Source organism: Actinopolymorpha sp. B9G3, from assembly GCF_040120725.1.
Classification (GTDB): Bacteria; Actinomycetota; Actinomycetes; order Propionibacteriales; family Actinopolymorphaceae; genus Thermasporomyces.
Genome location: NZ_JBEEAB010000014.1, coordinates 18,847 through 38,718, shown reverse-complemented (window position 1 = coordinate 38,718; position 19,872 = coordinate 18,847). Strand labels below are relative to the sequence as shown.

The following is a 19,872-nucleotide window of genomic DNA, read 5'->3' as shown; positions in this document are numbered from 1 at the left end:
GCTGCTGTCGTCCCCACCACCGCACCTGAGCTGCCGGACGCTGCTGTCGTCCCCACCACCGCACCTGAGCTGCCGGACGCTGCTGTCGTCCCCACCACCGCACCTGAGGTGCCGGACGCTGCGTCGCGCGCATGCCTGGTCGTTCGCGTTCTGTGGAAACGCGAACGAGGGGCGGTGCCGGAGCACCACCCCTCGTTCGGGATTTTGTCAGGTGAGGCGTCGATGGTAGTGGCGCCTCGAGCGCGGATCAGCTAGCCGGTGTGATCCCCGCGTAGGCCCGGCCGATCTCGACCTTGGAGCCGATCGGCAGGCCGAGGGTGCCGTCCTTGACCACGATCTCGATCATGGTGACCTCGATCGTGCGGGCGTCGCGCCTGACCTTGCGGAGTGTAACCTCGGCAGCCCCGTCGAGCAGCGAGATCTTGGTGTTGGGTGCCACGCCCAGGGTGGCCAACGGGTGCCCGGCGACCGTCAGGCCGACGAACCGCGTGCCCGAGTCGGTCAGGGTGATCGGACCACCGTTACTACGCGTGGCCGTGGCCGCTGCCACGAGGGCATCGGCCCTGATCAGGCCGCCGAGGGCCTCGATCGAGGTGATCCGCTGTCCCACCTTGCTGCTGGCATCGGTGGCGGTCGTCTCGCCGATCGCGTCCGTCTTGGCCGCGCCGGCCTTGGCGATGTCGGGCAGGTCGACCGTGGCTGCGGAGTTCACGTCCCTACCGCCGGTGCAGGCGACCTTGGCCAACGCAGTCGCGCCGGAGTTCACCGCTCCGTTGGCCAGGGTGATCCTGGAGGCGAAGCCCTGCCCCTTGAGGAAGCCGACCGACGGCGCGGTCAGCGCGGCCTTGGAGTTGCCCAGCCACACGTGCAGACCCTTGCCTGGCAGCCACGGGTTGTCCGACAGCAGGACGAGGTGGAATGCCGTGGTGATCGCTTCGAAACCACCGTCGACCGGGCGCTGGATCTGCCGGTTGAGTTCGACGTATCCGACGTCACCCAGCAGCGGCAGGGAGAGGTCGATCCGGGTGTTGGGCGCCGGATCGGCCGCGACCCGCAGGCCGAGGATCCTGAGGTCGGCGAGCGACGAGGTTCCCTCGGCACTGAAGCCGGAGCCGTCCCAGGTCGTCCGGGTCTCGGACTTGATCACGCCGGAGCTGATCAGTCCACCGAGGAGATTGAGGCTCGCGGTGCGCGAGTTGGCGAGCGAGGTCCGCGACGTGTCGGTCTCGATCGACTCGACGTAGGTCGACTGGGCGCCAGCGTTGCCGAGAAGCTCGGGGAGTATGACCTGTGCGGTCTTGTTGGTGACGACCTCGCCGGGCGCGGTGCCGCACGCGATGTCGCTGTAGGCCGTGGGCCCGCTGCCGAGGCGTCGGTCGTCGGTGAACGCATAAGAGCCGTAGGCCTGGGCCACGAAGCCCGGCTGGGCATCGTCCGCGTGCGCAGGCGTCGCAGCGATGAGCGTGCCGGTGGCGACGGCCACCGACGCGAGTATCCCCGTACCTCGACGAGCGAGTGTTGCTAACTGCATCGTCCCCCCTTGAAGGGTGATCAGTGGTCAGACGTGGGAATCTACACGTATCGTGACCAGTCAGGCGCAGAGCGTATCCGAGTGGCGGAGGATTGGTGCCCGCCAGGTGTCCGCTTGTGACCGGTTCGTGAAGAAATTAGCACTTTTGCGACGTAGGCGCGTGATCTTATCCACCGAAGTCTGGTAGGCGTATCCCCGCCCCGAGCAGGTCTTCGATCGCCGCGGCACTCCGAGCGGCCGCCTTGCCGTCGCCGTAGGGGTTCCTCGCACTCGCCATGGCTTCGTACGCCCGGTCGTCGTCGAGCAGCTGAGTCAGCGCGGTGTGCACCGTCCCGCGATCCGTACCGACGAGGCGTACGGTCCCCGCCTCGACCGCCTCGACCCGTTCGGTGGTGTCGCGGAGGACGAGTACCGGACGGCCGAGGCTCGGCGCCTCCTCCTGGATGCCACCGGAGTCGGTGAGGACGAGGTGGCAGTCGCGCAGCAACCGCGCGAAGTCGGCGTACGGCAGCGGCTCGACGAGGTGGACGTTGGGTCGGCCGGCCAGTTCGTCCTCGACCACCCGGCGGACCGCGGGGTTCGGGTGGAGCGGGACCACGATCTCGATGTCCCGGTGCGTTCGCGCGGTGTCGGCGACGGCCCCGGCCGCGGAACGCAGTGGAGCGCCCCACGACTCGCGCCGGTGGGCGGTGACCACGATGACGCGGCGGCCTGAGGCGACGACCTCTGCCACCTTCCGGTCGGCGTACGGCAACTGGCGGCCGGCGATCTCGATCAGCGCGTCGATGACGGTGTTGCCCGTGACCACCACGGAGTCCTCACCCACTCCGGCGGAAAGCAGGTGTGCGCGGTTGGTGGCCGTCGGGGCGAGATGCAGGTGGGTGAGCTGCGTCGTGAGCCGGCGGTTCATCTCCTCGGGAAACGGCGCGTATCGGTCGTGCGTACGCAGGCCCGCCTCGACGTGGACGACGGGGACCTGGGCGTAGAACGCAGCGAGAGCACCCGCGAAGCACGTGGTCGTGTCGCCCTGGACCACGACGGCGTCCGGCTCGACATGTCGGATGACAGGAGTGAGCCCGGTGAGGGCGCGCTGGGTGATGTCGGTGAGTGTCTGCCCTTCGGTCAGGATCGTGAGGTCGTGGTCTGGCGTGATCCCGAACAGGGCGTGGACCTGGTGGAGCAACTCCCGATGTTGTCCCGTGACGGCGACGACTGGTTCGACCACGGCCGACGACCGCAGCGCGGAGATGAGGGGCGCCAGTTTGATCGCCTCGGGACGGGTCCCGTAGACCACCATGACGCGTTTCATCCGCGGGTCAACCCTTCCCCGGCCGTGGTGGCTCCATGGCCCTGATCGATGGCCCTGGTCGACGTCCCTGGTCGACGTCCCTGGTCGACGTCCCTGGTCGACGTCGCCACCGCACGGCCGCGATGGCGCGGCGCGCCGGCAGCACAGGCTACCCAAGCCGCACGTGCCGGTAGGCACGACAATGGCCCTTGGACCAGCATGAACGCTGGTGGCGGAACGCCTACGGCCGTTGCGCCGTCGATGGTGATGGGCTACGGCCGGGTGATCTCGCGAGGAGGGCCGTTCGGTGTCGAGGCTGCGCATGCTCGGTGCGGTGGGGTTGGCGGCGATGGTGGCGCTCGACGTGGTGCTCGTCGTTCTCGCGGTACGCCACACCCACGCGGGCTCGCCGGCAATGACCGGCATCGTGGCTACGCCCGCGCCGACAGCGAGCCACTCGTCCACGCCGGGTGCGGACCCCGCTGGCAGTCCGAGGGCGACCGGTGACCCGGGGGCGACCGTCCGACCCGTGCTCGATCCGGGTGCGCCGCGGGTCCTCGTCGACATCGGGGCAGCGGGTGCCGTGGCGCGGGCGGCGACCGGGGCGTGTGGCACAGGCGGCGCGACGATCGAACTGTCCCGCGACGGCGGCGAGTCGTTCCAGCGGGCGAGCGTGCCGGCCGCGGCGGTCGTTCTGCGGGTGGCCTCGGTCGACGCGGAACAAGCCTGGGTCGTCGCCGCCGGCGCCGACTGCGCGACGCTGACGACCTTCACGACGACCGATGGTGGCGGGACGTGGACCCCCTCCAACGGCTCGGACGGGAGCTGGCACCGCCTCCCCGTGGCCGGCGCCCGCATCCACGCGCCGACCGGTGACGTCGACGTCCCCTGCCCGCGACGGCTGAAGGTGCTGGGCTACAGCACGTTGTCCCGCGACCAGGCGTACGTCTTGTGTGGGAGGGAGGGCGCGGCGCCAGTGCTGCTGCGGACCGTCGATGGCGCTGCGTCGTGGAGCGACCGGGGTGAGATGCCCGGCGCGGTCGACCTGGACTTCGTCTCCGCGACGACCGGCCTCGCCGCGGTGGCGGGGGACCGGTCGTGTGCGGGGATCTCCGTCCATGCGTCGACCGATTCCGGAGCGTCCTGGAAGCCGCGTGCGTGTGTCGAGACGACGGCCGGCGGTCTCCCCGACATCACCGCCGACGGCGACCGTGCGTACCTCGGCGTCGGTGAGGCGTTGTGGTTCAGCGGCGACGGCGGTCGTACGTGGGCGAGCCGGCCGGCGTGATCCGGACAGGTCAGGTGACGCCGACGGTCTCGCCGGGCGCTCGCGACCGCCGCCGCCCGCCCTCGACGCCGTAGCCGTAGCCGTAGCCGTACGTCATCGCGTCCGGCCCTCGCGACGGCGCCATGTTGAGCACCGAACCGAGCAGCCGGGCGTCGACCTTGGCGAGGTTGCCGATCGCCGTCTCGAGCTGGTCCGTTCCCGTCTTGCCATGGCGTACGACGAGGACCGCACCGTCTGACATCCGGGCCAGGAGCGCGGCGTCTGTGACCGGCAGTAGCGGCGGCGCGTCGATGAGGACGACGTCCGCGCGGTCGTCGAGTTCGCGCAGCAGGTGTTGCATCGCCCGCGACTGCAGCAGCTCGCTCGGGTTCGGCGGCAGCGGCCCGCTGGCGAGCACCTGTAACGGGATGTCGCCCCACGGCTGGATCGCGTTGTCCGGGGAGACCCGGCCGATGAGGATGTTGGTGAGGCCTACGCCGCCCTCGAGGCCGAGGTACTCCGCCAGCCGCGGCCGGCGGATGTCACCCTCGACCAGCATGACCCGCTGGCCGGCCTGCGCGAGCGTCAGGCCGAGGTTGCACGTGGTCGTGGTCTTGCCCTCCGACGGCACCGAACTCGTCACGACGATCCGCTTCGGGTGTCGATCGACGTCGACGAACTGCAGGTTGGTCCGCAGCTGCCGGAACGCCTCCGCCCGAGGTGATCGCGGTTCGATGTGGACGACCAGCGGGTTGGTCTGCGCGTCGGCGTCGTGGGCGATGACGCCGAGGTTCGGTGCACCCGTCCGGGCGGTCAGCGCCTCGGCGGACTTGACGCTCGTGTCGAGCACCTCGCGGAGGACGGCGATCCCCATGCCAAGGACGAGCCCGGCGAGTAGGCCGAGACTGATCGTCCGGCTCGGGTTCGGCGTCACCGGCGCACCCGGCAGTGTGGGTGTGTCGATCGTTGTCGCCCGGATCGGCGAGGGCTGGTCGGGGCTTGGACGTTCGAGCTCCTGAACGAACGTCTTGAACTCCTCGGCCACCGCGCTGGTGAGTCGCTGCGACCGGGCGGGGTCGGTGTCGGTGACGGTGATCTCGAGGAGCACCGTCTCGGGAAGGACCCGCGCCCCGATCTTGCCGCCGAGCGTGGCCGGTGACATCGAGAGCCCGAGGTCCTGGACCACGGCGCGGGTGACGGCCTCCCCGCGCACGAGGTCGGCGTAGGAGGCGGCCCGCTGCTGGGAGAAGAGCCCACCTTGGTACGCCCCCGCGGGGGTGTTGTCGCTCTGGGTCACGCTGAGGAACAGCGTGGTCTGTGAGGCGTAGGTCGGCGTCGTCCGGAGGACCACGAGCGCTGCGATGCCGACGGTGACGGTTGTGCAGCAGATGATGAGCATCCACTGCTTGCGGACGAGCCTGAGATAGTCGCGCAGCTCCACGGGGAGCAACCTTCCTGGGGTCTTTCGGGGACAGAGCGCGAACACGCGAGTTACGCCCGACACCCCGTGGCCCGACCGCCGGCTGCTGCGCATTCGTCGGCACCGAGTGTGGCACGGGCAAGACCTGACATGTTTCGCAAGACGTCAGGTAACGTCCGTCATCGCACGTTGAGGTCCTTATCCTGCTATCTCGACTCGTACTGTCTCGACGCACGGGGGAGCGTGGTTTCGTGGGTGGCGCAGGTCCGGCGCCGGTCGTGCCGTGGTCGCGCCTGGGCATCGTCGCTGGCGACCTTCTCGCGTGGGCGGGCTCCCTCGTCCTGGCGACGGTGTTCCGCTACGACGGCGCCCTCGACCGGATCAACCTCGGCGGGATGATCGCCGTCTGCGCCGTGGCCTGTGGACTTCAGCTGGGCGTCGGCCTGCTGGTCAAGCTCTACCAGGGCGGCTACCGCACGGCGAGTTTCGACGAGGCCGTCGTGATCGTGGCGTGCGGGCTGATCATCGGGGCGTCCGTCCTGGTCGTCGACCTGGCCGTGCAGCCGAGCCGGCTGGTTCCGTTGAGTGTGCCGCTCGGCGGCACGATGGCGGCGGTCCTCGCGATGGTCACCACCCGTGGCGTCATCCGCGGGCTGCGGGAGGGGACCGCCCGGCCACGTAGCGGTGCCAGGACGCTCGTCTTCGGTGCTGGTGACGGCGGCCAGCAGTTGATCCGGTCGATGCTCACCGACCCGGCGAGCCCCTACCTTCCGGTCGGGTTGATCGACGACGATCCGGGCAAGCGACACCTGCGGATCTCCGGCGTACGCGTCCTCGGCACGCGGCACCACCTCGCCGAGGTCGCGCGGCACCACGACGCCAGCGTCCTCGTGGTGGCGGTTCCCAGCGGACAGGCCGAGCTCTACCGCGACGTCGCTCGGGAGGCCCGCCAGTGCGGCCTCGAGGTCAAGGTGCTCCCCGAGCTCGCCGAGTTGCTCGCGCCGAGCCACATCTCGATCCGCGACGTCCGCGACATCGACGTGACCGACCTGCTCGGACGCCACCAGGTCGACACCGACATCCAGGCGATCGCCGGCTACCTCGAGGGCAAGCGGGTCCTGGTCACCGGAGCCGGTGGGTCGATCGGTGCCGAGCTCTGCCGGCAGCTCACCAGGTTCGAACCGGCCGAGCTGATGATGCTCGACCGCGACGAGTCGGCGCTGCACGCCGTCCAACTCTCGATCAGCGGACGCGCGCTGCTCGACACCGGCGATGTCATCCTCGCCGACATCCGCGACCGCGACCGCATCGTGTCGCTCTTCGCCGAACGCCGGCCCGACGTGGTCTTCCACGCCGCCGCGCTCAAGCACCTGCCGATGCTGGAGCAGTATCCGGAGGAGGGCTACAAGACCAACGTCCTCGGCACGATCCACGTGCTGGAGGCCGCGGCCAAGGCCGGCGTCGAACGCTTCGTCAACATCTCCACCGACAAGGCCGCGGACGCCACCAGCGTGCTGGGGCGGAGCAAGCGGTTGGCCGAGCGGCTGACCGCGCATTTCGCCGGGTCCGCCTCGGGCAGCTTCCTGAGCGTACGGTTCGGCAACGTCCTCGGCAGCCGCGGCTCGGTGCTCACGGCGTTCGCCCGGCAGGTCGCCGGCGGAGGGCCGGTCACGGTGACCCATCCCGAGGTGAACCGCTACTTCATGACGATCCCCGAGGCCGTGCAACTCGTCATCCAGTCGGCGGCGATCGGGCGCGGCGGCGAGGTGCTCGTGCTCGACATGGGTGAGCCCGTACGCATCGTCGACGTCGCCCGCCAGCTCATCGACATGGCTGGGGCCGACGTCGAGATCGTGTTCACCGGCATGCGGCCCGGCGAGAAGCTGCACGAACAGCTCCTCGGCACGGATGAGCGGGACGAGCGGCCGTTCCATCCGCTGATCTCCCACGTCGAGGTCCCGCCGCTGGCCGTGGCCGAGGTCGAGTTCAGCGACGTCCTCGGGGTGGGATCTCGGGCGGAGGACAGCACGGTCGGACCCGCCGAGGACCTGTTAGTCTGCGCCGACAGCGAGCCGCTGATCACGTCAGACCTGCCGGCACCGAGCTGACCCGATCGCGGCCGCGACCGCGACGAGGCCGTCGAGGTGGTCGACCAGAGCGCACAGAGATCGCGGACCTGTCCGCGACCTCTCGTGTCCCGACCACCGACCAACCGCAAGCTCTATGGAATAGGCAATGACCGGTAGCTCCGCACCGCGCAACACCGCATCGAGTGGGGCCGGATCCAGTGGGGCCGGATCCAGTGGGGCCGGCCCGGCAGGCGACGGTTGGCCGGTCGATGCGGGGCCTCGGCGGCCGAAGGCCGTGCACGTGTCCATCGTGCACCGTGCCACCGACATCCGGATCTTCCACAAGCAGTGCCGGACCCTTGCTGCCGCGGGCTACGACGTCATCCTGTACGCACGCGCTGAGGAGGCGTACGCCGCGGCCGGCGTACGGGTACTCCCCGTACCTGCCCCCCGGTCACGGGTGGTCCGCATGACGACGGGCGTGTGGGGTCTGCTACGACCGTTGCTCGCCGAACGGGCGGACGTCTATCACCTCCACGACCCTGAGTTGATCCCCCTGGGGTTCGCCCTCCGGGCGAGGGGGCGGACGGTGGTCTTCGACGCCCACGAACCGCTTCCCGACCAGATCCTGGCCAAGCACTGGATACCGCGCCGGCTGCGGCCAGTGGTGGCGTGGGGGACAAGGTTCCTGGTCGGTGCCGCCGGTCGGGGAATGAGCGCGGTCGTGGCCGCCTCGCCACTGGTGGCGGGTGTGTACGCCGGCGCGCGGAACCTCGTCACGGTCAACAACTTCCCCATCCTCACCGGCGGAGCTGACGGTGCCGGCGGAGCTGACGGTGCCGGTGGAGCTGACGGTGCCGGTGGAGCTGACGGTGCCGGCGGGGACAGGGACGGCCGGGACGGGGTCGGCGGCGAGAGTGGTGGCGGCGAGAGTGGTGGCGGCGAGGTCATGGCGTACACCGAACGTCCGCGCGGCATGGTCTACGTCGGCGGCATCTCCGACCTGCGTGGCCTGTCGAGCATGCTCGACGTCGCCCGGATCGCCGGCCGCCGGCACGTCGAGACACTCACCCTGATCGGCCCGTTCACGCCACCTGACCTGCAGGACCGGTTGAGCGAGCCTGACCTCGCCGGCGTCGTCGACTATGCCGGCGTCCTTCCCCCCGACGCAGCCCGGAAGCTGATCGGCGAGGCGAAGGTGGGGCTGATCCTGCAGCTCGGGCCGGAGGCGTACAAGAAGAACCTGCCGACGAAGATGTTCGAGTACATGGCCGAGGGGCTCCCGGTGGTGGCATCGGACTTCCCGGTGTGGAGGGAGATCCTTGCCGAGGCCGACGCCGGTGTGGTCGTCGACCCGGAGGACGGCGAAGCCGCTGCCGAAGCGGTCTCCCGCCTGCTCGCCGATCCCGCCGCGGCCGCCGCGATGGGCGAGCGTGGCCGCCGCGCGGTCCACGCGAAGTACTCCTGGGAGACCGAGGCAGGGACCCTGCTCGCGCTGTACGCCGGCTTCCTCCCCGCCGGTGCTCGCGCCGGCGACAGCATGGGACCGTACGCCGGGTCCGACACCGCACCGAGCGGCGCGCGCCGGACGGGCGGGTAGATGGGCGCACTCGGGGGAGCGCCGCGAGAGAGCCTGGACGGTACGCCGACCTCCGGCAAGGCCCGTCCCGGCGCCCGGCGTGGTGTGGTCGAGATCGTCCTCGGCACCGTCGTCGGCCAGGGCGTGATCGTCGCGGGGGCGCCGGTCCTGTCGCGGCTCTACGCGCCTGCAGACTTCGCCCTGCTCCAGCTCTTCACCGGTGTCGTGGCGATCGGCGCCGTCCTCGCGAGCATGCGGCTCGAGCTCGCGATCCCGCTCGCGCAGGACCTGCGGGAGACGCGCGCGGTCGTGCGGGTCGGCCTGCTCAGCTCGGTCGTGATCGCGGGCGTCCTCGGGATCGCCGGCTACGCGACCTCGCCGTGGTGGGCGCGCGGCGAGACGCTGCGCGGGTTGCGTGCCATGTGGTGGCTGGTGCCGCTCACGATCGCCGTGCTCGCGATGTTCCAGCTGGTCAGCGCGGTTCTGATCCGGGCGGAACGGTACCGGGACCTGGCGGGTCGCAATGCCGCCCAGGGGCTCGGCACCGCGGCCGCGCAGCTGTCGTTCGGCTTCGCCGGCGTCCGACCGCTCGGGCTGCTCCTCGGGCTGGGCATCGGCCGGATCCTTGGTCTGGTGTCGGTGGTCGGTCGCCAGCCGCTGTTCGGCGGCCCGAAGCGCGACAGCGAACGACCCGGCACCGAACGACCCGGCACCGAACGACCCGGCACCGAACGACCCGACGATGAACGCCTGACCACCGCAGACCTGCGCGCCGCACTTCACCGCTTCCGCCGGTTCCCCGCCGTCACCACCTGGTCCGCGTTGCTCAACAGCTCCGCCCAGTGGGCGCCCGCGTTCGTCTTTCCGGCCACGTTCGGGGCGACACCGGCCGGTTGGTTGGCGTTCACGATGCGGCTGCTCACCCTTCCCGCCACGGTCGTCGGTCAGTCGGTGGCCCAGGTCTTCCTCGGGCGGGGCGCGGCGGCGCAGCGCGCCGACTCGGGTCAGCTGCCCCGGCTCACCTGGCTCGCTGTCCGCCGGCTTTTCGTCGTCGGCGTCGGTCCGGCCCTGCTGCTCGCTGTGGCCGGGCCGTGGGCGTTCGGCTGGGTGTTCGGCAGCACCTGGGAACAGTCCGGGGTGTACGCACGGATCCTGGCCGCGGCGTTCCTGCTGCAGTTCGTGGCGAGCCCGATCGGCAACGTCTTCAACCTCGCCGGGCGCCAGGGCGTCGCCCTTGTCTGGGACGCCTGCCGGCTGGTTCTCGTCATCGCCGTACCCACGCTGGTGTGGGCGCTCGGCGGCTCCGACGTGCTCGGTGTCACTGCCTACTCTGGGGTGCTTGTGTTCTCCTATGCCGGTGTGCTCGGCCTCGCGTGGTGGGTGTTGCGACGTGCGTGAAACCACGGCCACGACTCTGACCGGAGCCAGGGCTCTGACCGGGGCCAGGACGCTTGCCGGTCGGCCGTTCCGGCGTCCCCGGCCGGCCGACGCTCCACGGCTCGGCCGCCGCGGTCTGCTGTGGCTGGCGGTCTACGCGGTCGGGCTCGGCGCGTCGCACTTCTTCGTCATCGCGCCGTCCTTTGCCTACCTGGGCTTTGAGAAGGTGGGGCCGAACCCCTTCGTCGCGCTCGTCCTGTTGCCGAGCTACCTGCTGTGTGCCCGGCGGCTCCCGGCGTCGTGGAAGCGTCCGTCGACGATCGTCTACTGGATGCTTTTCATGATCGTCGTGGCCCCCATCCACGTCGTCCCGGTGTTCACGACCAGGCTGTCGACGGCGGTGTGGCTGATGGTGGGCTCGGTGGCGGCGGCGTTCTGGCTGCTTGGCCTGATCTACTCCGTCCGTCTCCCGACGCTTCCGCGCCTGCACCTGCCCGCGCGGTTGTACTGGCCGCTCTTCGCCCTCGTGTGGATCGGCCTGGTCAGCGTCGTCGTCGCCTACTACGGGCTGCAGTTCCGGTGGGTGGCGCTGTCGGAGATCTACGAGATCCGCGACACGTACCGCGACTCGTTCGAGCAGGTGCCGCGGCTGGCGCGCTACGCCATCACCTGGCTGGGCAACGTGATCGCGCCGATCGCGATCGCGCGCGGCCTGACGACGAAACGCTTCGCCTGGACGGTGTTCGGCGTGGCGACCGAACTCTTCCTCGTCTCGATCACCGGCTTCAAGCAGATGCTGTTCTCGTCGGTCCTGGTGGCGGCCGTGGTGATCCTGGTGCGCTCGACGGCGGTCTCGCGGGTCGGCTACCGGGTCGCCGCGATCGTCGGCAGCGGGGTCTTCGCGGTGACGGCGTACGACTTCTTCACCGGCGGGTGGAGCATCTCCTCGGTGCTGATCCGCCGGATGGTGCTGACGAGCGCGGTCAACACGAAGTACCACTACGAGTTCTTCCTGCACAACCCGAAGGGCTTCCTCGGCTACGGGCTGCTGAGCCGCTGGGTGGAGTATCCGTACGAACTGCCACCGGCGTTCCTGATCGGTCAGGTCTACTACGGCAATCCCGAGACCAGCGCGAACGCCAACATCTGGGCGGACGCGTTCGCCAACTTCGGCCTGGTCGGCGTGTTCGGCTTCACGGCGGTCCTGGGCATGGTGCTGTTCTTCTTCGACGCCATCGCGAAGGGGTTGCCGGAAGGACTCGCGATCGCGGCCATGGCGCAGTCGGCGTTCAGCCTGTCCAACACCGCGATGCTGACCGTCTTCCTGACCCACGGCATGCTGCTCGCGGTCCTGATGGTCTACCTGATGCCGGTGGGCGGCGCCACGGCCACCAGGCGACGGCAGCCGCTGCGGCCGCGCGTCACCCCGCGCCCCGAGCCGGACGCCACGTCACAGAGCGCCGGACACGACGCCGTGGAACAGGACGCCGCGGGTGCGGCCGAGACGGGGAGCGAACGGCAGTCATGACACCGCGCCGGAGCCGTACGCAAGGGGTCGGCGGACGTCGCCGAGTCCTCGTCCTCAACCACTTCGCCCTGCCCCGTTCACAAGGGGGAGGGACGCGCCACGTCGAGCTGTTCGGCCGGCTCACCGGATGGGCGCACCTGATCGTCGCCGGAGACCGCAACAACAACACCCGCGAGCGGTTCGCGAGCGACTCGCCGGACTTCGTGACGATCCGGGTGCCCGGCCACGAGTCCAACGGACTCGCCCGGGTCGCCGGCTGGCTGCGCTACGCCGCCGGCGCCCTGAGGGTGGGGCTGCGGCGGCGCGACGTCGGCGTGGTCTACGCGTCGTCCCCGCATCTGGTGACCCCTCTCGCCGGGTGGCTCCTGGCGAAGGTCCACCGGGTCCCTCTCGTGCTGGAGGTCCGTGACCTGTGGCCGCGGTCGATGGTGGAACTCGGCTACCTCACCGCCGGATCGCCGCTGCACCGCGTCCTCGTCGGCCTGGAACGCTTCCTCTACCGGGCGGCGGACCGGATCGTCGCGGTCGCCGACGGCTGGAACGCCCACTTCGCGTCGTTCGGCGTACCGCCGGCGAAGGTCGCCCTCGTCACCAACGGTGCCGAGCCGGCCGACTTCGTCCCGACGGTGACCCGGGAGAAGGCCCAGGCCCAGCTCGGCGTCGACGGGTTCGTGGCCGTCTACGCGGGGGCGCACGGTCCCGCCAACGGCCTCGACCTGGTGCTCGACGTGGCGAAGGACCTCACCGACGTCACGTTCGTCCTCCTCGGCGACGGGCTGGACAAGCAGCGGCTGGTGGCGCGGGCCCGCGACGAACGCCTGGTCAACGTCCGCTTCTGCGACCCCGTGCCGAAACGCGACCTCGGTAACGTGTTCGTCGGCTGTGACGTCGGCCTGCACACCCTCGCGCAGTCGGAGCTGTTCCGCGAGGCGATGAGCCCGAACAAGATGTACGACTACATGGCGGCGGGCCTCCCGGTGATCACCAACGTCGGCGGTGGGCTCGAGGCGCAGCTCGTCGACCACGGCTGCGCGGTGCCCGGATCGCCACGCGACGGTGCCTCCGGGCGTGCCGCACTGGCCACCGCGATCGAGGTGCTGCGTGACCGATCCGTGGACGACCGGGAGACGATGAGCCAGCGGGCTCGCGATTATGTGGACCGGCACGCGTCCCGTACCGTGATGGCGGCCCGCCTCGAGAAGGTGCTGAACGACCTCGTCGCCGCACCTTGACGCGACCGTCCGTCCGGGAGGAGCTGCACATCACGTGGGGGCAGGTGAAGCGAGGACGATGCGCCACGGGCGCGTGCGCTTGACGTGGCGCACCCCGTCCGCCCTGCGGCGGCGCCGCCGTGGGTCGGCGTACCTTCGCACGACCATGGCGGCGGTCGGTGTCCTCGTGCTCACCGCCACCGCGTGTGCCGACGCCTCGCGTATCCAGCAGGCGTCCGACGAGCCCTCGCCCGTGAGCACCCAGGCCCGTTCGGTGCAACACAACCGGTTGGTCGACCGGCTCGCCGACCGCGCGGTGCAACCCGAAGCGCCGATCCTGCCCGTCAACGCGAGCTTCGAGGACCGGCCGTTCACCCGCTGTCCCCGCAGCTGGACCTGCGGGCGCACCGGCAGGCCCGCGACCGCGACCACGACCGACGTGGCGAAGGGGGGCGAGCGGTCGCTACGGGTGGCGGTGCCCGCTGCGGGCGACCGCTTCACGCTGCGCAGCGCCGCGATGCCCGCCCTACCGCAGCGTACGTACGAAGCAACGGTGTGGCGGCGCTCCTCGGTCGACGGTTCGTCCGGCGGTGAGTCGGTCAGGATCGTGTTCTACGACGACAACCGACGCGTCATCGGCTCTGGCATCGACCGGGGCGCAGACGCGGTGAAACACCGGTGGGAGGGTGTCTCGGCCAAGGCACGGTCGCCGGTGGGTACGTCGTTCGTCGAGGTGGAGGTCGCGGTCTCCGGGCCGGGGCGGACCGTCTGGCTCGACGGTGTCAAGCTGGCGCAGAGCCCGATCCTCGAGGTGTGGGGCGGCACCGGCGTCCGCCGGGGCGAGCGCGACGACACGCTCTCCCTGCAGGTCACGACGCCCACACCGGGCGGTGTCCATGTGGGCACCATCGACGCGTTCGGTGAGCACCTGCAGGTCGTCGACCGGCGCGCGTTGGCGAGCGAGGGCGGCGCCAGGATGACGTACGAACTGAGCGGCGCCGCCCGCTACGACTCCTCGACCCGGACCATCCTGGTCCGGCCGGGAGAGTCCGCGACCATCCATGTCACCGGCCGCTTCAGCCCGACACCGGGCACCGGCTTCCCGGTCGCGACGCTGGGCGACCCCATGGCGCAGGCGGAGTTCCCGATCTTCGTCGCCGCGCAGAACTCCGACGCCGATGGCGTCCAGCTGCCCAACCGACTGGCCGTACGCGGGGCTGTCGACAAGCTCGCCGGCTACCTCGAGGAGCGCGAGACGCGCTACGGCGGTTGGGCGATCGCCCATCCGTACTGGCCGGGCGACATCCGGCAGGACCCGCAGGCCATCGCGGTCCTCACCCAGGGCTACCTGAAGCGGGCGCAGTCCTCGCAGGAGGCGGAGTACGAGGCACAGGCCCGGCGCGGCCTCGAGTGGCTGGTGAGGCACCAGCGGGCCGATGGTTCGTTCGGTCTGCCCTGGGCGTTCGGCACCGGGCAGGGACATTTCAGCGCGTCGGCGCACTATCACGGGGGCACGACCACCCACGCGGCCGGCGAACCGCTCGCCGTGGTCACCATCGCGGCGGCGAGTGCTCTGCTGGAGGGCTTCAAGGTCTACGGCAACTCGCGCTACCTCGCCGCGTCCGTCCGTGCGATGGACTACCTGCTGCGCGGATCGAACGGCTTCCAGTGGCTCGACTCCAAGCGCACCCGCGGCAGCATCCCCTACTGCACCCTGGAGCCGATCCTGCCGCCGGGTGACCCGCGCGTGCGTTCCCACCGCGTGGTGTCCGCCGTCAGGAACTCCTCGGTGGAGGTCTACAACATCGACGGCGCCGGCCTGTCGTTCCTCAAGGCGTTGTACGTCGAGACCGGCGACAAGCGGCTGCTCACCTACGGCGACGCCATCGCGCGAAACCTCGCCAGCAAGGTGCGCGCGGACGGCTCGATTCCGTACTCGTGGTACGAGAGTTCGCCGCACTCGGGCGGCTACGCCAACATCGCCTACACCGGGCTGCTGGAGTACGGCGAGATGCGCGGCCGCGAGGACTGGGTGGGCCACGCCGCCCGCGGCTTCAGCTGGATGGCCAACCATGCCCGCGACGGCCTGGTGCCGACCGAGGGCTACGCGTCGGTCTACGGCCTCAACCTGAGCTCGGACATCACGAGCTACGTCGGTGACGCGATCCGCAAGCAGCGTTCGGACGGTTCGTTCAGCGGTGGGGAGGCGACGCGGCACGATGCGGTGATGTTCGCGATCCTGTCCGACCTGCTCCTCAACATGGGAGGTTGACCGATGGCCCTGCCCCTGCCCGAGGGGTCGGACCTTCCCCGTGGAACGGTCCTGTCCGAGGGGGCCCGTTCTGGTGGGCCGATCGTGCCGGTGACCGAGCGGGCCCGCGACCTGGCGGCCTCCGGCGGCGTACCCGTCCGGCAGGCCCCGTTTCCGCCGTGGCCGTACTTCGCCGACGACGAGGTACGCGCCGTGGTCGGCGTTCTGCGTTCTGGCCTGGTCAACTACTGGACCGGCGAGGAGGGACGGGAGTTCGAGCGGGAGTTCGCGGCGACCGTCGGGGCGAGGCACGCCGTGGCACTCAGCAACGGCACGGTGGCGCTCGAACTCGCGCTGCGTGCGGCCGGTGTGGGCCCCGGCGACGACGTCGTCGTACCCGCCCGGACGTTCATCGGTACGGCGAGCGCGGCGGTCGCGGTCGGCGCGTCGCCGGTGGTCGCCGACATCGACGCCGTGAGCCAGACCCTCACCGCGGCAACCGTCCGACAGGTGGTGACCCGGCGGACGAAGGCCATCGTCCCGGTGCACCTGGCCGGCTGGCCAGCGCCGATGGGGGAGTTGGTGGCGCTCGCCGACGAGATCGGTGCCGTCGTCGTCGAGGACTGCGCCCAGGCACACGGGGCGACGCTCGACGGGCAGTCGGTCGGCACGTTCGGGCACGTGGCGGCCTGGTCGTTCTGCCAGGACAAGATACTCACCACCGCCGGTGAGGGTGGCATGGTCACGACCGACGACGAGGCGATCTGGCGGGCGGTCTGGGAGTACAAAGACCACGGCAAGAGCTACGAAGCGGTGTACGAACGCGACCACCCGCCGGGGTTCCGGTGGCTGCACGAGTCGTTCGGGACCAACGCCCGGATGACCGAGGTGCAGGCCGCGGCCGGCCGGCGGGCGCTGGCGAAGCTGCCGGAATGGTCGCGCCGGCGCCGCCGGAACGCCGCGGCGCTGGACGCCGGGCTGGGCGCCCTGCCAGGGCTGCGGGTGACGATTCCTCCGGCCGGTGTCGGGCACGCCTACTACAAGTACTCCGTGTTCGTCCGGCCGGAGGCACTCGCGCCCGGCTGGAACCGGGACCGGATCATGACCGCCGTCGCGGCCGAGGGCGTGCCGTGTCTGCAAGGCGCGTGCGCGGAGATCTACCGGGAGAAGGCGTTCGACGACGTGCCCGGCGGTCGGCCGGCGGCGTCGTTACCGGTCGCTCGTGAGCTCGGTGAGACGTCGCTCATGCTGGTGGTGCATCCCACCCTCTCCGACCGGGACATCGACGACACGGTGGCGGCGTTCCGCAAGGTGATGGCGGTCGCCACGGCGTCGTGAGAGGTGTGTGCACCGACCGGACGTCGCGCCGGCCGGGCTTCTGGGTTTCCCGCCTGCGGGATGTCCGTGCTTCGTTAGGCTCATCCGCTATGACCGCTATATCCACGGGTCTCGTCGCGGCGACTGCCGACGTCGACGAGCGCGCGACGCTCGGGCCGGGATGCGCCATCTGGCATCTCGCCCAGATCCGGGAGGACGCCGTGCTCGGCGCGGGCTGTGTGGTCGGACGAGGTGCCTACGTCGGCGCCGGCGTCCGCATCGGCGACCACGTCAAGATCCAGAACCACGCGCTCGTCTACGAACCGGCGATCCTCGGCGACGGTGTCTTCGTCGGGCCGGCGGTCGTCCTGACCAATGACCAGTACCCGCGTGCGGTCGATCCGGCGGGCGCGCCGAAGCGGGCCGGGGACTGGGCGCCCGTGGGTGTCACCGTGCGCGAGGGCGCATCGCTCGGAGCCCGCGCCGTGTGCGTCGCGCCGGTCACGATCGGGCGGTGGGCGATGGTGGCGGCGGGTGCGGTGGTGGCGGCCGACGTTCCCGCCTTCGCGCTGGTCGCGGGAGTGCCGGCGCGGCGGATCGGGTGGGTGGGACGGGCTGGCGTACGCCTCGAGCCGGTCGGCGCGGGTCGGTGGCGGTGCCCGGCGACCGGTGCGGCGTACGTCGAGGACGGCGAGAACGGGACCGCGCTGCGGGAAGCGCCCGGCGGTGACAGGAACGACGACGGGGACGGGGAGTAGTGACGATGATGGAACTCGCGGGGGCGAACGGTCCGTCGACGGGGCAGATCTCGGCGGCGAGGCCGCTCATCGGCGAGGAGGAACGCCAGGCGGTCGACCGGGTCCTCGCCAGCGGGATGATGGTGCAGGGGCCGGAGGTCGCGGCGTTCGAGACCGAGTTCGCCGCCTTGGTCGACGGGCGTACGTGCGTGGCCGTCAACTCCGGCACCAGCGCCCTGCACCTCGGCCTGCTCGCGGCCGGGGTGGGGCCGGGCGACGAGGTGATCGTCCCGTCGTTCACGTTCGCCGGCACGGCCAACGCGGTCGCGCTCGCCGGGGCAACGCCGGTGTTCGCCGACATCGAACCGCGCTTCTTCTGCCTCGACCCCGCCTCCGTCGAGGCCGCGGTCACACCCCGCACGGTCGGGATCATGCCGGTCCACCTCTACGGCCATCCGGCCGACCTCGACGCCCTGCAGGCGATCGCGGACCGCTACGGCCTCGCCCTCTTCGAGGATGCCTGCCAGGCGCACCTCGCACGCTGGCGCGGCCGGCCGGTCGGTGCGTTCGGCAAAGTGGCGGCGTTCAGCTTCTATCCCACCAAGAACATGACGACCGGCGAGGGTGGCATGGTCGTCTGTGCCGACGAGGCGGTCGCGCGCAAGGTCCGCCTGCTTCGCAACCAGGGGATGGAACGCCGGTACGAGAACGAGGTCGTCGGGTTCAACACCAGGATGACGGACATGGCCGCGGCCATCGGCCGGGTGCAGCTCGGGCGTGTCACCGGGTGGACCGCACGCCGACGGGCCAACGCCGCCGTGCTGTCCTCGGAGCTGGCCGTCGAGGCCCCGGGTGTGGCCCTTCCACAGGTGGCGGAGGGTGCCGAGCACGCCTATCACCAGTACACGATCCGTACCGACGACCGCGACGCGATCCAGTCGCGACTGCAGGAGGCCGGAATCGGGACGGGGGTCTACTACCCGATCCCGACCCACCAGCTGCCGTCGTTCGCCAGCGGTGCCGGGGGCTTCGAGCTGCCGGTGACCGAGCAGGTCTGCCGCGAGGTGCTGTCCCTGCCGGTGCATCCGGCGCTCTCCCACCCCGACCTCGAACGCATCGTGGCCGCGGTGGCGAAGGCGGTCGCCGGATGAGTCGCCGGATGAGTGCGTGGCCTGCCCCGCGGCGGGGGATACCCACCCGTGGACGACGGGCACTGGCACGACTCGCGCCCGCACGACGGGGGAGATGACGATGGGAGTGCTACGCGCCGGCCTGGTCGGGCTCGGCATGATGGGCCGGCACCATGCGAGAGTGCTCCGGTCGCTCGAGGGCGTCGAGCTTGTCGCCGTTGCGGACCCGGGTGGCGACCCGCACAAGGTCGCGGGCGGGCTCGATGTGCTGCCCGACGTCGAGAAGCTCATCGCCGCGGGCATCGACGTCTGCGTACTCGCGATTCCCACCGCGAGCCATGAGGAGGCCGGTCTCGCGCTCGCCGCGGCCGGGGTGCACACGCTCGTCGAGAAGCCGCTGGCCAGTTCGGCGGCCGGCGCTGCCCGGCTCGCCGAGGCGTTCGAGGCGGCCGGCGTCGTCGGCTGCGTCGGTCACGTCGAGCGGTACAACCCTGCGCTGCAGAACCTCCGCGCGCGCCTCGAACACGGCGAGCTCGGCGAGATCTACCAGGTCATCACCCGCCGGCAGGGACCGTTCCCGAACCGCGTCGCCGACGTCGGGGTGGTCAAGGACCTCGCCACCCACGACGTCGACTCGACGGCGTGGGTGACGCAGCTGCCCTACCGTTCGGTGTCGGCGCGCACTGCGCACAAGAGCGGCCGGCAGCACGAGGACCTCGTCGCCGTCGTGGCCCAACTCGCCGACGGCACGGTCGTCAACCACCTCGTCAACTGGCTGTCGCCGATGAAGGAGCGCGTCACCGTCGTGACCGGCGAACGCGGCGCCTTCATCGCCGACACCATCGCAGCGGACCTGACGTTCCACGCCAACGGTGTGCGGCCGCTGGAGTGGGAGACGATGGCCTCGTTTCGTGGGGTGACCGAGGGCGACATGATCAGGTACGCGATCGCGAAGCCGGAACCCCTGCGGACCGAGCTCGCAGCCTTCCGCGACGCCGTGCTCGGACGAGGGGACGCCAACGTCGTCGTCGGCATGCGCGAAGGGCAGGCGATCGTCGAGGTGGCCGAGGCGATCATTCGTTCCGCCGCCGAAGGCCGCACCGTCGACCTCCCCTGAAGCAGCCTCGCCCTCTCGGTCCTCGCTGCTTGCTTGAGGGGCGCCCTCGT

The 19,872-nt window shown here is 70.8% G+C and carries 14 protein-coding genes; 11 read left to right on the top strand and 3 right to left on the bottom strand.

All coding sequences use genetic code 11. The annotated features are described in order from the left end of the window. Positions 1-247 precede the first annotated feature (247 nt). Positions 248-1,483, bottom strand: a complete 1,236-nt coding sequence (locus ABNF93_RS22640) for a choice-of-anchor P family protein (RefSeq protein WP_349330148.1) — start codon at positions 1,481-1,483, stop codon at positions 248-250. Between the two features lie 214 nt (positions 1,484-1,697). Next, a complete protein-coding gene (gene wecB, locus ABNF93_RS22635; RefSeq protein ID WP_349330147.1) occupies positions 1,698-2,840 on the bottom strand; it encodes a non-hydrolyzing UDP-N-acetylglucosamine 2-epimerase in 1,143 nt (380 codons plus the stop codon). A gap of 286 nt (positions 2,841-3,126) precedes the next feature. On the opposite strand from wecB, the gene ABNF93_RS22630 reads away from it, so the two are divergent. After that, positions 3,127-4,107 (top strand): WD40/YVTN/BNR-like repeat-containing protein, encoded by a 981-nt coding sequence (locus ABNF93_RS22630; RefSeq protein WP_349330146.1) that lies wholly within the window; start codon positions 3,127-3,129, stop codon positions 4,105-4,107. 10 nt (positions 4,108-4,117) lie between these two features. On the opposite strand, the gene ABNF93_RS22625 is transcribed toward ABNF93_RS22630, so the two are convergent. Beyond that, positions 4,118-5,527, bottom strand: coding sequence for a tyrosine-protein kinase domain-containing protein (locus ABNF93_RS22625; protein WP_349330145.1), 1,410 nt, complete (start codon positions 5,525-5,527; stop codon positions 4,118-4,120). A gap of 230 nt (positions 5,528-5,757) precedes the next feature. Here ABNF93_RS22625 and ABNF93_RS22620 point away from each other — a divergent pair, with 230 nt between their 5' ends. The 10 genes from ABNF93_RS22620 to ABNF93_RS22575 all read left to right on the top strand — a co-directional run bounded on the left by ABNF93_RS22620 (position 5,758) and on the right by ABNF93_RS22575 (position 19,822). After that, the gene (locus tag ABNF93_RS22620; RefSeq protein WP_349330144.1) at positions 5,758-7,614 is read left to right on the top strand and encodes a polysaccharide biosynthesis protein; all 1,857 of its coding nucleotides are present in this window, start codon (positions 5,758-5,760) and stop codon (positions 7,612-7,614) included. A gap of 262 nt (positions 7,615-7,876) precedes the next feature. Next, positions 7,877-9,175, top strand: coding sequence for a glycosyltransferase family protein (locus tag ABNF93_RS22615; protein WP_349330143.1), 1,299 nt, complete (start codon positions 7,877-7,879; stop codon positions 9,173-9,175). Beyond that, complete coding sequence (locus ABNF93_RS22610) at positions 9,176-10,552, top strand: lipopolysaccharide biosynthesis protein (RefSeq protein WP_349330142.1); 1,377 nt, start codon at positions 9,176-9,178, stop codon at positions 10,550-10,552. Further along, on the top strand, positions 10,545-12,059 hold the full coding sequence (locus ABNF93_RS22605; protein WP_349330141.1) for a hypothetical protein: 1,515 nt from the start codon (positions 10,545-10,547) through the stop codon (positions 12,057-12,059). Before ABNF93_RS22610 ends, ABNF93_RS22605 begins: the two co-directional genes overlap by 8 nt. After that, the gene (locus ABNF93_RS22600; protein WP_349330140.1) at positions 12,056-13,291 is read left to right on the top strand and encodes a glycosyltransferase family 4 protein; all 1,236 of its coding nucleotides are present in this window, start codon (positions 12,056-12,058) and stop codon (positions 13,289-13,291) included. Before ABNF93_RS22605 ends, ABNF93_RS22600 begins: the two co-directional genes overlap by 4 nt. Positions 13,292-13,436: 145 nt before the next feature. Beyond that, positions 13,437-15,542, top strand: a complete 2,106-nt coding sequence (locus ABNF93_RS22595) for a hypothetical protein (protein WP_349330139.1) — start codon at positions 13,437-13,439, stop codon at positions 15,540-15,542. A 3-nt stretch (positions 15,543-15,545) separates the two neighbouring features. Next, entirely contained in the window at positions 15,546-16,859 is a 1,314-nt protein-coding gene (locus tag ABNF93_RS22590) for a DegT/DnrJ/EryC1/StrS family aminotransferase (RefSeq protein ID WP_349330138.1), read from the top strand. 89 nt (positions 16,860-16,948) lie between these two features. Continuing rightward, positions 16,949-17,596 carry an acyltransferase gene (locus ABNF93_RS22585; protein WP_349330137.1) on the top strand — a complete coding sequence of 216 codons (648 nt, stop codon included), beginning with the start codon at positions 16,949-16,951 and terminating at the stop codon, positions 17,594-17,596. A 5-nt stretch (positions 17,597-17,601) separates the two neighbouring features. Further along, on the top strand, positions 17,602-18,726 hold the full coding sequence (locus ABNF93_RS22580) for a DegT/DnrJ/EryC1/StrS family aminotransferase (RefSeq protein WP_502877608.1): 1,125 nt from the start codon (positions 17,602-17,604) through the stop codon (positions 18,724-18,726). A gap of 100 nt (positions 18,727-18,826) precedes the next feature. Beyond that, the gene (locus ABNF93_RS22575) at positions 18,827-19,822 is read left to right on the top strand and encodes a Gfo/Idh/MocA family protein (protein WP_349330136.1); all 996 of its coding nucleotides are present in this window, start codon (positions 18,827-18,829) and stop codon (positions 19,820-19,822) included. Positions 19,823-19,872: the final 50 nt, after the last annotated feature.

Excerpts from the sequence above, each read along its gene's own strand:
- wecB (WP_349330147.1), bottom strand. The coding sequence starts at position 2,840 with ATGAAACGCGTCATGGTGGTCTACGGGACCCGTCCCGAGGCGATCAAA.
- ABNF93_RS22610 (WP_349330142.1), top strand. The coding sequence starts at position 9,176 with ATGGGCGCACTCGGGGGAGCGCCGCGAGAGAGCCTGGACGGTACGCCG.
- ABNF93_RS22600 (WP_349330140.1), top strand. The coding sequence starts at position 12,056 with ATGACACCGCGCCGGAGCCGTACGCAAGGGGTCGGCGGACGTCGCCGA.
- ABNF93_RS22595 (WP_349330139.1), top strand. The coding sequence starts at position 13,437 with ATGGCGGCGGTCGGTGTCCTCGTGCTCACCGCCACCGCGTGTGCCGAC.
- ABNF93_RS22590 (WP_349330138.1), top strand. The coding sequence starts at position 15,546 with ATGGCCCTGCCCCTGCCCGAGGGGTCGGACCTTCCCCGTGGAACGGTC.
- ABNF93_RS22585 (WP_349330137.1), top strand. The coding sequence starts at position 16,949 with ATGACCGCTATATCCACGGGTCTCGTCGCGGCGACTGCCGACGTCGAC.
- ABNF93_RS22580 (WP_502877608.1), top strand. The coding sequence starts at position 17,602 with ATGATGGAACTCGCGGGGGCGAACGGTCCGTCGACGGGGCAGATCTCG.
- ABNF93_RS22575 (WP_349330136.1), top strand. The coding sequence starts at position 18,827 with ATGGGAGTGCTACGCGCCGGCCTGGTCGGGCTCGGCATGATGGGCCGG.